At 35.5% G+C, this 15,986-nt stretch carries 12 protein-coding genes; 4 read left to right on the top strand and 8 right to left on the bottom strand.

Going from position 1 to position 15,986, the window contains the following annotated elements:
* Positions 1-4 precede the first annotated feature (4 nt).
* The 4 genes from AC5YDH_RS03175 to uvrB all read right to left on the bottom strand — a co-directional run bounded on the left by AC5YDH_RS03175 (position 5) and on the right by uvrB (position 5,852).
* On the bottom strand, positions 5-1,777 hold the full coding sequence (locus AC5YDH_RS03175) for a hypothetical protein (RefSeq protein ID WP_496116848.1): 1,773 nt from the start codon (positions 1,775-1,777) through the stop codon (positions 5-7).
* A gap of 251 nt (positions 1,778-2,028) precedes the next feature.
* Positions 2,029-2,967: an EamA family transporter RarD gene (gene rarD / locus AC5YDH_RS03170; protein WP_496116847.1), complete on the bottom strand. Its 939-nt coding sequence runs from the start codon at positions 2,965-2,967 to the stop codon at positions 2,029-2,031.
* A gap of 175 nt (positions 2,968-3,142) precedes the next feature.
* Positions 3,143-3,730: a lipocalin family protein gene (locus tag AC5YDH_RS03165; protein WP_496116846.1), complete on the bottom strand. Its 588-nt coding sequence runs from the start codon at positions 3,728-3,730 to the stop codon at positions 3,143-3,145.
* 94 nt (positions 3,731-3,824) lie between these two features.
* Positions 3,825-5,852 carry an excinuclease ABC subunit UvrB gene (uvrB, locus tag AC5YDH_RS03160; protein ID WP_496116845.1) on the bottom strand — a complete coding sequence of 676 codons (2,028 nt, stop codon included), beginning with the start codon at positions 5,850-5,852 and terminating at the stop codon, positions 3,825-3,827.
* Positions 5,853-6,073: 221 nt separating this feature from the next.
* On the opposite strand from uvrB, the gene AC5YDH_RS03155 reads away from it, so the two are divergent.
* Positions 6,074-6,856 (top strand): A1S_2505 family phage non-structural protein, encoded by a 783-nt coding sequence (locus tag AC5YDH_RS03155; protein WP_496116844.1) that lies wholly within the window; start codon positions 6,074-6,076, stop codon positions 6,854-6,856.
* Positions 6,857-7,055: 199 nt separating this feature from the next.
* The gene (locus AC5YDH_RS03150; RefSeq protein WP_496116843.1) at positions 7,056-8,486 is read left to right on the top strand and encodes a diguanylate cyclase domain-containing protein; all 1,431 of its coding nucleotides are present in this window, start codon (positions 7,056-7,058) and stop codon (positions 8,484-8,486) included.
* Between the two features lie 42 nt (positions 8,487-8,528).
* Here the strand turns inward: AC5YDH_RS03150 and AC5YDH_RS03145 are convergent, their stop codons facing one another.
* Positions 8,529-8,711 (bottom strand): hypothetical protein, encoded by a 183-nt coding sequence (locus tag AC5YDH_RS03145; protein WP_496116842.1) that lies wholly within the window; start codon positions 8,709-8,711, stop codon positions 8,529-8,531.
* A gap of 221 nt (positions 8,712-8,932) precedes the next feature.
* Here AC5YDH_RS03145 and AC5YDH_RS03140 point away from each other — a divergent pair, with 221 nt between their 5' ends.
* On the top strand, positions 8,933-10,162 hold the full coding sequence (locus AC5YDH_RS03140; protein WP_496116841.1) for a pyridoxal phosphate-dependent aminotransferase: 1,230 nt from the start codon (positions 8,933-8,935) through the stop codon (positions 10,160-10,162).
* Between the two features lie 204 nt (positions 10,163-10,366).
* Here the strand turns inward: AC5YDH_RS03140 and rapA are convergent, their stop codons facing one another.
* Together rapA and AC5YDH_RS03130 are read right to left on the bottom strand one after the other, a co-directional pair.
* Positions 10,367-13,195 (bottom strand): RNA polymerase-associated protein RapA, encoded by a 2,829-nt coding sequence (gene rapA, locus AC5YDH_RS03135; protein WP_496116840.1) that lies wholly within the window; start codon positions 13,193-13,195, stop codon positions 10,367-10,369.
* Positions 13,196-13,347: 152 nt separating this feature from the next.
* Complete coding sequence (locus tag AC5YDH_RS03130; protein ID WP_496116839.1) at positions 13,348-13,992, bottom strand: RluA family pseudouridine synthase; 645 nt, start codon at positions 13,990-13,992, stop codon at positions 13,348-13,350.
* Between the two features lie 229 nt (positions 13,993-14,221).
* Here AC5YDH_RS03130 and AC5YDH_RS03125 point away from each other — a divergent pair, with 229 nt between their 5' ends.
* Entirely contained in the window at positions 14,222-14,920 is a 699-nt protein-coding gene (locus AC5YDH_RS03125; protein ID WP_496116838.1) for a YidX family protein, read from the top strand.
* Between the two features lie 41 nt (positions 14,921-14,961).
* Here AC5YDH_RS03125 and AC5YDH_RS03120 read toward each other — a convergent pair whose 3' ends face one another.
* Entirely contained in the window at positions 14,962-15,657 is a 696-nt protein-coding gene (locus tag AC5YDH_RS03120) for a phosphopantetheine-binding protein (RefSeq protein WP_496116837.1), read from the bottom strand.
* Positions 15,658-15,986: the final 329 nt, after the last annotated feature.

The following is a 15,986-nucleotide window of genomic DNA, read 5'->3' as shown; positions in this document are numbered from 1 at the left end:
ACTTCTATGTGTTGTATGAGATAGGTGAATGATCATCTAAATCAATTTTTTCAGCTCTTGAAGATGCAGAAAAATTTAAATCATATTGAATAAGCGCATTAAATTCTTCTACATCAAACTCTGTATAAGTATCAGGAACTCCCAATAAAACAGGTAACCGTGTCAAACCATTATCACCACATGGAAAAGCATAATGACGCTGTTTATCTGTAAAATTATGCATACTTTCAAATTCTATAAACACGCTCGCGCTTGGATACAAACGAGGAATTTCAATAATATTCATAAAAAGTTTACGCTTTAATTCTATAGCTGACTTTTGTGCATCAAGCAAATCGTTTTCCGATTGATCTGACTTCATCATACGCTTAATCAGTGAAGTCGATTTTGTCGTCTGCTCACGTTTCACTTTATTAATAAACATTCGAAGCTCGCGATAATCCACAAGGTTCTGACTAATTGTAGATTGCAAAGCACGAATAGGCTGCATTGAGCGTTCATGCATAAAATTCCAATCATTATCATTCAGTGGAACAAAGCATTCTTGCTTGCGCTTTTCTAGCAGTTTTACATAAGCAAATAATTTATATTCAAACATTTGTACGTATTGGTTAAAAACCAATGATGGCTGTGCTTTAAATTCACGGTAATATGCTAATAATTCTGAAAGCAATCTATGTGCATTTAAATATAAATAATCAAACTCTTCTATATGTGATAAATGCTTCTTTGCCGCCACATGCATCAAGGCAAAAAACTCACCTGTTAAAACATTTTCAAATTTCTTTAAATGCATTTTAGCAACAACATCTGCATTTTTTGCCACAAACTGAACAGGCTCAATCAGCAAAGGAATTAACTTTTCCTCATACACTTCTTCAAGCTGGTGAACCACATCAATAACATCCAAATGAATTTGGCTTTGAATTGTTACCATACGCTTGATTAAACTTTTCAAACTTTCAATATATTGAATCTCTTCAACTTTCGATAAATCAAGCACAATAACATTTAAGAAAATTTGATCTGGAAGTGCGCCTTGTTCTTCAATTAAAAAACGACGAATAGAATAGGGATTATTTTCAACATGCATCACAGGCGCCACCAAATAAATCAGCGATGATGTTTTAACAATATGAAAATGGCGAACTTTTTGCTCACGTAAAACCAGATACTTAAAAATCGCTAATTTATTAAGCTTAGAGTCTTTTTTTAATAAGGGCTTATACCAATAATCGAGCAATTGCTGCTTAATATAAACTTCAACAATAAAACATTTAATTTCATTTTCGGTTAAATTTCTTAAACCTTGAAGTTCGTCTATTTTAATTTTTTTAATAATTTTTGCTGCATTTAATAAAAAAGTACGATGAATTAAAATTTTCTCACGTTGAAGCACAAAATCTTCTTCAACCTGTATTTGATTAATTTGTTCAATCGCATTTTCTAAATAATCAGCAATTTCTAAACTTTCACTTAACTCTTTTAAATCTTCTAATGAATCACTCAGCGTTTTAGCAAACTCCCCCATTTTAGGATGAGTTAAACGATGTCTTAAAATAGCTAAACTTGTATTTGCTTTATATTCAAATGTATTCGCTAAACGATTCCAATGAATTTCTTTAGGTTTTAGAATTTGTTCATTAATATCATCACAAAGTTCAGGGTCTGCATCTTGCAGTACTTCCAATATTATAAGATGCCAATCAGTCTCTAAACTTGGCTCTAGCTGCAATAATTTTGCACGAATTTCGTATGGAATAGCATTTGACTGCACACCAAGCCCCTTAATTTACAAATCAATCGTTCAAATATAATTTTTCTAAATCATAGCGTATAAGTCGCTTATGTTTATATTTTCAAAAAATAAAAATCTAAACAAAGATAAAACACCTGCAAAATATAAGCAATTTTCGAGCAAATATATTCACTCTAAGATATTTAGTTACAAAAATCTTCAGCGCATTCTAATTTGATTCACTGATTTATTTCTACCTTATATCGATAAATTTAAACCAACTAAATCTACTACTCATCATGACCAAGACGTTTTTCTAAATTATTGGCATTCATTTTTAACTCATCTTGTTTTTTCTTTTGCTTAATCAAATGTAAACTCCCTTCTACTACTAGTAATAAAACAGCAACCCAAATTGGAATATAGGTGAGTAATTCCGCAGCATGAACACGCTCCCCCAATAATATTGAAGCGAATGCTAAAAGTACGGGCTCTAAATAACTCAATAAACCAAAGATCACAAAGGGCAAATAACGACTTGCTAAAATATAACTTCCTAAACCCAATGCACTTAAAAAACCTAAACCAATAACAGCTAAAATCAAATACGGGAAAGCAGCAATAATAGAAATAGTATCGCTATAAACAAATGCTAAATAAACTGAAAGCGGTAAGATCAAAGCTAAATCCCACCAAAAACCGCCTAAATTATCAGTTTTAAATACACGGCGTAAAAAGAAATATAATGGATAAGCCAATGCGACATACGCAGTTTCCCAAACCACCGAACCTATACGCCAAATCTCATGCCCCACACCTAAAACAGCAAGAATAATGGCTGCTATTTGCCACTTACTTAATTTCTCTTTGTAAAGTAAACATCCTATAAGCACCATTACCAAAGGTAAAAGAAAATAACCTAACGAAACCTGTAAACCACGTCCGTTAATCGGCCCCCATAAAAATAACCACAATTGGGATGTACATAAGATAGAACTTAAAATTAACCAAAGAATCAATATAGGTTGTTTTATAACGCGTTTTAAAATATCAGAAATAAGCTTTAAATCGCCCATCCACCACATTAACAACGTTAAAAATGGAATTGTGGAAAGCATTCTCCATGCAAATGTTTCTTCACTATTCAGAGGTTTTAGAAATTCTGTATAAAAATACAGTACACCAAAAGTGATCGATGCCAAAACCGACAAGAAAACGCCTTTGTACATCTAAAACCCCTATTTACTGAATATAATGTTCTAAAAATATTTTACCCATCAGTATATCTATTTCATTATTTTAAGTCTTCAACAGAGTCAAAAAATAATTTTCAAATAATGAAAACAGAGAATAAAAAAGCCATGTCAAAACATGGCTTTTTATATTTAAATTGACTGATTAAACTTAATCTTTAATTGTATGTGGTGTTTTAATTAAATCAGATAAGTCATAACCCACAGACTTTGCGTATTCTAAATACTCATTCAATACTTCAGGTTTTATTTCAGTATGTCTAGAAAGCACCCACATATATTTACGACTCGGCTCACCGACTAGCACTGTTTCATAATCTGTATCTATTTTAAGAATCCAATAGTCACCACGCCCAACAGGTAACCAACGAATTGCTTCAGGTAAAAAACTGACTTTTAATTTAGAATTAAAAGGAGCATTTTGTACATAAGCTTCACCTAAAGATTTGTTTAATTGCCCTTCTTGATCATAACAACGATTATCTACAACAATATTTCCATTTTCATTTAATGTGTATCTAGCAGAAATATCACGTGCACACATCTTCTGAAAAGATAAAGGTTTTCGAGCAACTTCATACCAAACACCAAGGTATTTATCTAACTCAACCTTCTCTACAGTATTTAATGGTTTTGATTGTGCATAGGCCATTGTTGCCATACCCAATCCGACTAAAACCACTCCACCAAGTGCAATTTTCGCCAGTTTATAACTCGCTTTAGGAATACCTCTTGCCATAAATACACCTTTGGTTAAATTTAAATACGTTGTTTTAAAATATCTTATTTTTCAAATTTTAAATGTTGAAAAATGTAATAAATATTTCAACTATTTAACTCAACTGTACCATTTGAGCTTTTAAACGTAATATCTCATCACGTAAGCGAGCAGCTTGTTCAAATTGCAACTCTTTCGATGCTTTAAGCATTTCCTTTTCAAGTTTTGCAAGGTGTTTTGCAAACAGTTTCGGATCCGACATTAAATAACGCTCATCTGCTGAAATTGCTTTATCCTGTTCTGCAATTTGGCTTTCAATTTGATCATCATTTAACACTTCACCTGTATCAATTTCTTTAATCACTTGGCGAACTGCACTACGTGGTGTAATACCATGTTCTTTATTGAACTCAATTTGCTTGGTACGACGTCGATCTGTTTCATCAATCGCTTTTTGCATAGAATCGGTTATCCGATCTGCATATAAAATTGCTTTACCTTTTAAATTACGCGCAGCACGACCAATAGTTTGAATAAGCGATCTTTCTGAACGCAAGAAACCTTCTTTGTCCGCATCTAAAATAGCAACCAAAGATACTTCTGGCATATCTAAGCCTTCACGCAGCAAGTTAATACCAATTAAAACGTCATGTACGCCCATACGTAAATCGTGAATAATTTTAACACGCTCAACAGTATCGATATCTGAATGTAAATAAGCGACTTTTACACCATATTCTTTTAAATAAGATGTTAAATCTTCCGCCATCCGCTTGGTCAGCGTTGTCACCAAAACACGTTCATTTAATGCCGTACGAAGATTAATTTCCGAAAGAACATCATCCACCTGCGTTAATACAGGACGAATTTCAATTTCAGGATCAATTAGTCCCGTCGGTCGAACGACTTGTTCAACAATCTGCTGAGATTTTTCCAATTCATAACGCGCTGGCGTGGCACTCACATAAATAGTAGAAGGAACAATTCGCTCCCACTCTTCAAATTGCATAGGACGGTTATCCAATGCACTTGGTAAACGGAAACCGTAATTTACTAAGTTTTCTTTACGTGAACGGTCACCTTTATACATCGCACCAATTTGAGGAACAGTCACGTGAGACTCATCAATAATAAGTAAGGCATCATCGGGGATATAATCAAACAAAGTCGGTGGTGCTTCGCCCGCAGGTCTGCCCGACAAATGACGTGAGTAGTTTTCAATACCATTGGTATAACCCAATTGCTGCATCATTTCTAAGTCGTAACGAGTACGTTGTTCAATACGCTGAGCTTCGAGTAATTTGTCATTCTCACGAAAAAACACTAACCGCTCTTTTAATTCTTCTTTTATGGTTCCTATTGCACGTTCTAAATTATCTTTAGGCGTTACATAGTGACTCTTTGGATAAATCGTAACACGTGGAACTTTTTTTACCATTTTCCCTGTAATTGGGTCGAACCAACGAATCGAATCAACTTCATCATCAAATAGCTCAATTCGAATAGCATGTTGCTCAGATTCTGCTGGGAAAATATCGATAATCTCCCCACGTATGCGATAAGTACCACGTAAAAATTCAAGTTCATTTCTTGAATATTGCATTTCAACCAAGCGACGAATAATGTCATCTCGATTAATAAAATCACCCTGCACCACATGAAGCAACATGCTCATATACGCATTTGGATCACCCAAACCATAAATAGCAGAAACAGAAGCAATAATAATGGCATCACGACGTTCTAATAATGAACGCGTTGCCGACAAACGCATTTGATCGATATGATCATTAATCGAAGAATCTTTTTCAATAAAGGTATCTGAAGATGGTACATAAGCTTCAGGCTGATAATAGTCGTAATAACTTACGAAATATTCAACAGCATTATGTGGGAAAAAAGCTTTAAACTCTCCGTAAAGCTGTGCCGCTAATGTTTTATTATGTGCCATGACAATAGTTGGTCTTTGCGTTTGAGCAATGACATTTGCCATAGTATAGGTTTTACCAGACCCTGTAACACCCAATAAAAGTTGATCGTGCATGCCTTGTTCAACACCACGGACTAGCTTTTCAATTGCTTGCGGTTGATCCCCAGCAGGCGCATAGTTAGTTACTAATTCGAAAGGTTGATGGTCACTCACAGTATCTTTCACTCGATATATTTTTAGATCAAAGATTCTAGCAGATTCATACTCTCAGCAATAAATAATCCTCATTTTTTTCGTGTATTTCCTTTGCACAATAGAACTAAATTGATTTATTTTTATTCTATTAAAAGACTTATTTTTTGACTAAGTTTTGCTTGACCCCTTACCTATTCAAAGGCAACATAAAGTGAAGAATCTAGATACCGTAGCGTGCCATGACTTACCAATATCACGATGAAAGCATTGTAAAAAATTTAGCTGAAGATACGACTTTTGTCTTTGGAAGCAACATGGCGGGTGAACATAGTGCAGGTGCAGCCAAAACAGCTTTAGAGTATTTTGGTGCTTTAAACGGTGTTGGACGTGGATGGTCAGGTCAAAGTTTTGCCATTCCCACTATGAATGAACATTTACAACAAATGCCTTTATCTCAAATTCAACACTATATTGATGACTTTAAAATCTATACAAAAAACCACCCTAAAAATAAATATTTTGTAACCTCTATTGGCTGTGGTATTGCAGGTTATAAAGTAGAAGAAATTGCCCCGATGTTTAAAGGGATTAGTCATAATGTAATTTTCCCTGCCTCTTTTCGTCCTTTTGTAGAAAAATCGCTTCCAAAACTAACCCAAAAATTTTTGCATGAACTTTTTAATTCAGACCATATTTATAATGCTCAAGAAAATGAGCACTCACTAGCACAACTCAATTTAACCGATAATGAAATTAGCTTAGCCAAAATTATTATTAATACAGAAATGTATCCAAATGACAGTAATGGTCGTGACCGCACCTTCGAAATTGAAGATATTTTACACAACCTAAGTGTTAAGGCTATTCAATTTCCCATGCTTAACGAATCACGTTTTATTTTAGGTGGCACTATTTTAGCAATACTTGAACTTTACAACATTAATGAATCAGATTTTATTGATGTATGGAATGGTAGTCGTGATATTCCTGCCCCAAAACCTGAGCATAAAGCCAAAAAATAAACTTTGTTGTTTTTATTACCTCAAAATATTTAATCGAACTTTATAATGTTTTTGACATTATAAAGTTTATTAAACCGATTAAGATTTCAAAAATTATAGAAATTTCATAATACTTACATCATTATTCGTTTGTTTATTTTTATTTTTTAGTGATATATTTCACACATTAAAACACATAAAAAAGTTAGGTATTACTCAAATGGAGATTATTGATTCTTCAATTTTTGATTTATCACCCATTCCCTTTTGGCTCGAAGATTTTAGCGAAGTTAAAAATCAATTCGACCGCTGGAAAAAAGACGGTATTACAGACTTAGAACACTTTTTAAGAGAAGATCTTTCTCGAGCTCTACATTGCGCTAGCTTAATTAAAATTATTAAAGTTAACCGTGAAACTTTAGCATTATTTAAAGCAAAGAATATTGATCATTTACGCGACAACTTAAGTCAAATCTTTAGAAATGACATGGCTGAAACGCACATACAAGAATTACTTGCTTTATGGAATAATGAAAAAAGTTTTTCCAATACGGCGATCAATTACTCATTAACTGGACAGCGTTTAGATATTCATTTAAGAGGTACGGTATTACCAGGCCATGAAGATGATTTATCTCTCATTTTACTCAGCTCAGAAAACATTACTTCGTATCAAGATGCTTGTCGTTTAGAAGCTCGTAGTCGCTCAATTGCAGAAGCTCGCTTCAACTATTCACCGACCTCACTTTGGGTTGAAGATTTTAGTCGAATTAAAATGCGCCTTGATCATTTACGCGCTCTTGGCATCGATGACTTTGTCACATTTCTTGATGTTCACAATGACTTTATTACTGAATGTATGCGTGAAATCAATATTATTGATGTCAATCAAGCAACACTAAGTTTATTTGGTGCAAATTCAAAAGATCACTTATTCCAAAATATTTACACGGTATTTGGTAAAGAGACGTTGCAAACATTCCGACATCAACTCATTGAATTATGGAATGGCAATCTTCATCATCAATGTGAAGCGACTAACTATGCTTTAGATGGCAGTATTCGTCATATATTACTGCAATTTACCGTATTCCCTAGCTTCGAGAATGATTGGAGTATGGTGCAACTTGCGCTCACAGACATTACTGCACGTAAAAAAGCCGAAAATTATTTAGAATATCTAGGAAAGCATGATGTGCTCACCAAGCTATATAATCGCTCATTTTTTAGTGCCGAACTCAATCGATTAGACCGTAGTTCATTACGCCCTGTTTCATGTATTTTTATCGATATGAATGGTTTAAAAGAGGTTAATGATGAGCGTGGTCACGATGAAGGCGATGAGTTACTACGCCGTACAGGGAACATATTAACTCAGCTTATTCAAAACACGCTTTATAGTGCTTCTCGTATTGGTGGCGATGAGTTTGTTATTTTACTACCAGGTGCCGATGAAACTGCACTTCAGTCTTGTGTAGATACCTTATTCCAACTTATTGCCATCGACAATCAATTCTACTCTGAACACAAAATTGATTTTGCCATTGGTACTGCAACATCCCAGCCCAATGAACGCATGGAAAATATGATTCGACGTGCAGATAAATCTATGTACTCTAAAAAGAAAGAATACTACTCCTCTCTTTCTTAAAAAGAATAGACATAAAAAAGGTGCTTAATAGCACCTTTTTTATTAGCGTTTACCCATCGAACGACGCGTACCACGAGGTGGCATCCAAGTACGATCAGCATAAGGTTGTGGTTTTGGACGTAAGCCTTCCACTTCCTCATCTGCGCCTCTAGCATCATTAGCATTCTTTATAGGAAAAGGAAGTGCTACTTTGGGACTTTTCTTGGGAGTATTTTGGGTGCTCATTAGATTCACTCAATTATAACTGCACATATTGTACGGAATTTTTAAAAGTAGTGCGACCCTTTGCAAGTAAATGCCATACTTCGTTACATACAAATGAATGAGTTTTATCATTTTTTCAATTTTTTTATTATTTTGTATAGATTATCTACGCCTAATGGTGAGTTTTTAGGATAAGATAATATGCTTTTTATTTTTTAAACCCCATAAGAAGGAATACTGCCGTGGACGTACGTCTCTCTGATCGTGTAAATGCCATCAAACCGTCCCCTACACTTGCTGTTACCAATAAAGCTGCTGAATTAAAAGCTGCAGGCAAAAACGTTATTGGTTTAGGTGCTGGTGAACCGGATTTCGATACACCACAACACATCAAAGATGCAGCAATTGCAGCAATCAATAATGGTTTCACAAAATACACGGCTGTTGACGGTACGCCAGGTCTTAAAAAAGCAATTATTGCTAAGTTTAAACGTGACAATAACCTAGACTATGCTGCAAACCAAATTTTGGTTTCTTGTGGTGGTAAACAATCATTCTTTAACTTGGCTTTAGCTTTGTTAAACAAAGGTGATGAAGTTATTATCCCTGCTCCATTCTGGGTAAGCTACCCTGATATGGTTATTATTGCAGAAGGTACTCCTGTAATCGTGAAATGTGGTGAAGAACAACGTTTCAAAATTACTCCTGAACAATTAGAAGCTGCAATCACTGACAAAACTCGTTTAGTGGTATTAAACAGCCCATCTAACCCTACAGGCATGATCTACACTAAAGCTGAATTAGAAGCTTTAGCTGAAGTTCTTCGTAAATATCCAGAAGTGTATATCGCATCTGACGATATGTACGAACCAATCCGTTGGGATGATGAATTCTACAACATCGCAACTGTTGCACCTGACCTTTACGATCGCACAATCGTACTTAACGGTGTATCAAAAGCATATGCAATGACTGGCTGGCGTATTGGCTATGCAGCGGGTCCTGCTAAACTTATTGGTGCAATGAAAAAAATCCAATCTCAATCTACTTCAAACCCAACTTCTATTTCACAAGTTGCTGCTGAAGCTGCATTGAATGGTCCTCAAGATGTTCTTGAGCCAATGATTGAAGCATTCAAACGTCGTCACGACTTAGTTGTAAATGGCTTAAATGCAATTAACGGTATTTCTTGCCTTCCTGCTGATGGTGCATTCTATGCATACGCAAATATCCGCCCATTAATTCGTGCTAAAGGTTTAAAATCTTGCACAGAATTCTCTGAATGGTTATTGGAAGAAACTGGCGTTGCTGTAGTTCCTGGCGATGCATTTGGTTTAGGCGGTTTCATGCGTATTTCTTATGCAACTGCTGATGAAGTACTTGTTGATGCACTTGCACGTATCAAAAAAGCTGCTGATTCAATTGAAGGCGTAGATGCTGCAATTGCTTCTATTGCCGCTGAGAAAAAATAATTTGATTTAATCATCAAATTTTAAAAAACCCGCATTTATTGCGGGTTTTTTATTTCATAAATAAAATGAATTAAATGTACATAAATAACATCTTAACGACTCTGCTCTAGTCTGTTTATTTCTATAATTTTAATGACTAATACTACTTCTTAAAATAAGTGAAATAAAAAAAGCACCCTAAGGTGCTTTTTTTATTGTGCCATCTTATGGTTTTACAACAACCATTACACGAATCGCTTCAGGTGTTACAGCTAAACCATCTAACAGGCTTAAACCTTCTTTTTGGAACTTTTGTAAACGTAAGATTTCATCTTCACGAATACTTGGGTTGAACTGCTTTAAGTAAGTTAAACGGTCAATTTCATACTGCCATTTACCACCATATACTTCTTTTGCTTGCTCTTTAAATTGTGGCAACACACCTTTAGCAAGATCTAAAGCTTGTGAATAGCGTGCTTCAATAATATCACGACGCGCTTTTACAACTTGACGGCAGCTATTACCATCTAAGTGATGTAAATAAGGTTTTAAAATATCAGGCGCAATTTTCTGTGATAAATCCTGACCTTTTTCACTCAATAACACACGTACTAATTGTTGTGGCAAGCTTGCAGGCAAGTTCAATGCTTTTGGTGCAACAACATCAACTTTGAACCAAACTTCTAATAATACAGAACCTTGCGGTAATGCAGCAGATTTCAACACAGACACGTTGGTACTACCAAAGCCTTGTGTATTAATCATTTCCATTACACTTTCAGTAAATGGGTGTTCTAAAGTTAAGTACTGAGCATCTTCGCGAATTTGCGCTTGATCACGGTAGAACGTAGCTGTCATACCTTCTTCATCAAGTGTCAAACCTTGAACTTGCATTTGATCTGTTGGTTTAATAATAACCGTACCATTACTTTGCTCATCAAAATCAATATTTGTAGAAGCCATAAAGCGCTTCATAAACATTGGCAAAGTTGTATTGTCATCATAATCTTCAAGTGCTTGCACAATCTCTTGAGCAACCACAGGACGACATGAATTATATTCTAATAAACGGTCACGACCATTTTGCAATTCTGCTTCTAACGCTTCACGTTGAACAATGACACCTTGAAGCAAGTCTTCAAACTGTTGACCTAAATCTGCAAGCAAGCAGTCTTTCAAATCTACAATAAAGTTTTCTTGTAAAGTTTGCGCAGTTGGCGAAATATTACTGAAGATATTTAGACCTTCGTTATACCAACGGAACATGCGCTCTTGCGCTGTACCTTCCAAATACGGCACATGAATTTGAATACGGTTTTCTTGACCAATACGGTCTAAACGACCGATACGTTGCTCAAGTACGTCTGGGTTTGCAGGTAAATCGAATAAGACTAGATCAGATGCAAACTGGAAGTTACGACCCTCAGAACCAATTTCTGAACATAGTAAAATCTGAGCACCATAAGAATCTTCAGCAAAATAAGCCGCAGCTTGGTCACGCTCAAGTAAGCTCATGCCTTCATGGAACATTGCCGTACGGATACCCGCATGAATACGAAGTGCATTTTCTAACGCTTCAACCACAGGGCCGCTACGTGCAATAAGTAACACTTTTTTGTGCTTCAATTGCGTACGTAACATTTCCATTAACCATGTTACACGTGGGTCTGTTTCCATCCATGCGCCATCAAGTTGCGCTTCTTCAGGCCACATTTGCTCGCGTAATTTACCATCTTTAGACCAAGTTTCTGGTGCTGGTAATGGCGCTGGTTGACAATCACGACCAGGGAAGCCTTGAATTGCTTCACGTGTATTACGGAATAAGATACGACCTGTACCGTGACGGTCTAATAACTCATGAATTGCACGGAAACGCTGTTCAGGATTATCTTCAATACGGCGACCTAACAATGTATCTAAAGCGACCAAATGACTTTCTTCTAAAGGTAGATCTGACATCAATACTTCTGCAATTTTTGCAGTTTGTTGATATTGCTCTTCTTCATCCAAGAAACGATCAAGTGAACTAAAGCGTTGTGGGTCGAGCAAACGTAAACGTGCAAAATGACTTTCCACACCCAGTTGTTCTGGTGTTGCCGTCAATAACAACACACCCGCTGTTTGTTGTGCAAACTCTTCAACAAGGTCATAACGGTCATTACCGCCATCTTCCTCATTCCACATTAAGTGATGAGCTTCATCGACAACTATCAGGTCAAAACCTGCTTCCATTGCTTGTTCACGTAAATCATCGTGGTCAATCATTAAATCGACACTTGCGATGATACATTGCTCTGTCAAGAATGGGTTTAAATCTGGATCATGTTCTTTAATAGATGCCGTACGCGTCAAATCAAACAACGAGAATTGAAGATTGAAACGACGACGCATTTCAATCATCCACTGATATTGTAGTGAATCTGGTACTAAAATGAGGATACGTTCAGAACGCCCTGTTTTAAGCTGTTGATGAATAATCAAACCTGCTTCAATCGTTTTACCCAAACCTACTTCATCGGCTAATAAAACACGTGGCGCAAAACGCTGACCAACTTCATGTGCAATATAAAGTTGATGCGGAATTAAGCCTACACGCGAACCAATCATGCCACGCAATGGGCTAGACTTCATATTCGCTTGCATCAACATAGATTCAATACGTAAATCGTACCATTCTTTATAATCAATTTGACTTGCAAGCAAACGCTCTAAAGGCTTAGACAATTGAATGCTTGCGCCAATGCGCGTTTCATTTAAAGATTTACGCTCTTCTGTACCATCTTCAAGTGTACGAATCACGTTATAACGAATGACACCGTTGCGATCTTCATTCGACTCAACAATCCACGTTGTACCTTCTTGATCCATTAATTCATCTTTAGGATTGAAGATAATACGAGATAAAGGCGCATTGCTACGTGCATAGACACGAGTTTCATCACTTTTGGGGAATAAAATGCTGACCGATCGCTCATCTACATCAATGAGAACCCCTAAACCAAGTTCTGTTTCTGTGTCTGAAAGCCAACGTTGACCAATAGCAAACTGCTGCAATTTTTTCCACCTTTATCTAGAAGTTAGGATGTGTTTTTAATTTAATACTATCGACTAGCATTTGACCAAAAAACCACACCTTTAAGCAATATATTTTGACATAAAGCTCACTAAAAAGTGAGCTAAATTAAATCTCTTGAAACACTTTCATCTTAAAACGGAACAGCGCAATAAAACTCAACGGGCTGTTCTGTCTTTGGATGGTGAAAGCTTAATTTTTCCGCATGTAAACATAAGCGTTCAGAAAGCTTTTGCTGTTCTGGTGTCGCATATAAAGTATCGCCAATAATTGGATGACCCAAATATTGCATATGTACACGGAGTTGATGAGAACGACCTGTAATAGGCGTAAGTGCCACGCGAGTTACATCTTGTCCTTGAATTTGGAAATGCTCTATCGCCTGCCAATGTGTGAGTGCAGGCTTATTATGAGATGGTTCAGCAATGTGAAGTGGTGGACGAGATGGATCATAAATAACAGGAACATCAACCGTTCCTTCACCCTTCAAATGACCCGCCACTACAGCTTGATATGTTTTTGACGTTTGTCTTTCTTGAAATTGACGAGAAATACGGTTCTGACCAAACTTAGACAAACCAAAAACCAAAATACCCGATGTATCCCGATCCAAACGATGGATCAGTAAAGTTTTAGGCTCTACATCTAATAAACGATTGATCACACAATCTTGTAAATCTGCTGTTTTCCCCGGAACAGTGAGTATTCCTTCTGGTTTGTGAATGACCATGAAATCTTCATCACGATGAATTAGGTGTTCGCTTAGAAAATTACTCAAGTTGCTATTCCAATCTGATCACGAAAACAAGCGAGCAATGATAAGAATCTTGAGTTTAAAATACAATGTTCAAAGCGTTAATAACCGACGAAATTTCCGATTTAACTTAATAAAATTTTCAATTTATACATTTTATTTCACTCCTTACCTACCACATATCAGATTTCTGTTAAAAAATATTTTTTTGATGCTATAAAAGACCCCTTAAAAAATACAAGAAATATGAGTTATGAAAAAATTAAATATATTTTTAGCAACACTTGCATCCATTAGTTTAACTTTATTAACTGGCTGTGCCACTGCTACTTTAATGGATAAGGACGACGGAATTCGCACGACTAACGTTCAAGAAACATTAGTCTCAGATTATGTTGTTGCATTTGGTCAACCATCATCACCTATCCCTCAATTACCGTTAAATAGTCTTGTAATCATGGGACAAAAAAATAGCTATGTCCTTACAAAAGGTGGACCCGAATTTGTTAAGATCATTTCGAAACTCGATCCTAAACGCATTACCATTACGGATAAATTAGATTTTTACTCAAAAGACAATGATGGTCGTTTTAATGGAAACTTATCACTTTCATATGTCATGCTTGCCGAGGATGTATCAAAGTCTGATCGTGAATTTTACTTACAAAATAATGCTAGAGACTGTACTTCTTATAGTGATGAAAAGATTAAAGCTCAACGTTTTTGTTTTAATATTGACTTAGAAGGTCTTGTATATCCTGTTGCCAATAATCTCAATGCATTTAAACCGTTAAGTAAACCTTACAGCGTAAAAATATATACACAAAAGCAGAAGGTTGACTACTCAAATGCAGGAAGTAGCGCAGCTGGGAAACTGGTACTTTTCCCTTTTGCTGTTGCATTTGATGTCGTCACGCTACCTTTTCAGGCAGTTTATAAAATTTTTGACTAACTAACCTCTTAGGGCTTATCTTGATCGATATGCCCTAACTTTCAATGAACTAGCCTCTCAATTAATTGTTGTAAAGAAGCTTCCCGTAAATCTTCATATTTAATATTGGCACCATTAGCTCGCCACAATCCGACCAAACTCACTATAGCAACTGAATCTAAACCATAACTTTTTAAATCTATAGTTGGATCTATTTCCAAAGCATCAAGATCTAAAGCTTCTGCAACAGCCAATAAAATACCTTTCGTTGAAAGAATAAATTCTTTGGGCGCACTTAACGTCCACAACCGTAATAACGAATATGTATTGGTATGATGGTATTTTTGCGTTGAAATACTATCAATCCATTGAATATGCTGATCAATATTCGCAAGTAAAATCGCATCATTAATCACGCAAATATATTCAGTAACTGAATTTAAATACTCAAGCAATTGCTTGCCTTGGGCTGTAATTTTACCAATAACAATAAGTTGTTTTCTTAAACTCAGCTGCTCTCCTAAAAGGATCATCCCCTGCATAAGCTCATTTGCACTTAAAGACACAACAGGAATATCTAGAGTTTTGGCTTTTTTAAGTAAAACGCCTAAATTTTGATTTAATTGTGAATTTTGAAAATCTTGTTGTTGCTGTAATTCATCTAGATCTAGAATAAGTAAAACACTATCTGTAGATAAAAGTGTCCATTTGGCTTGGCTTGCTTGGAGTTGAATTTTCTTTGGGAGTGGATAGAACATTGAACAATAAGTTTTAGATGGTGAGTTTAATTATATGAATAATCCACAAATTAAATAATAAAAAATTAAACTATAGTGATAATAATTCAAACCTATTACTTACGCATTTTATATCAGCACTTAAATATGACTGAAAATCGAGATTTTTTATTAAGAGAACCCTAAGTTTGAAAAAGCATCAACCAAGCCTAGTATGGTACTTAATAATAAATCCACCTTCTGAACAATGGTTTTCAATCTTCATTTTATTCGAACTATTTACAATTTTATCTGTTAGTAATGATAAAAATATAATTTTCATATTAAAAAGAAAGTGTAGATTATATCCA

The sequence above is a fragment of the Acinetobacter sp. FY683 genome (genome assembly GCF_059515885.1).
The sequence above is the reverse complement of the archived record's forward strand: the minus strand, read 5'-3'. Positions and strand labels throughout refer to the sequence as shown.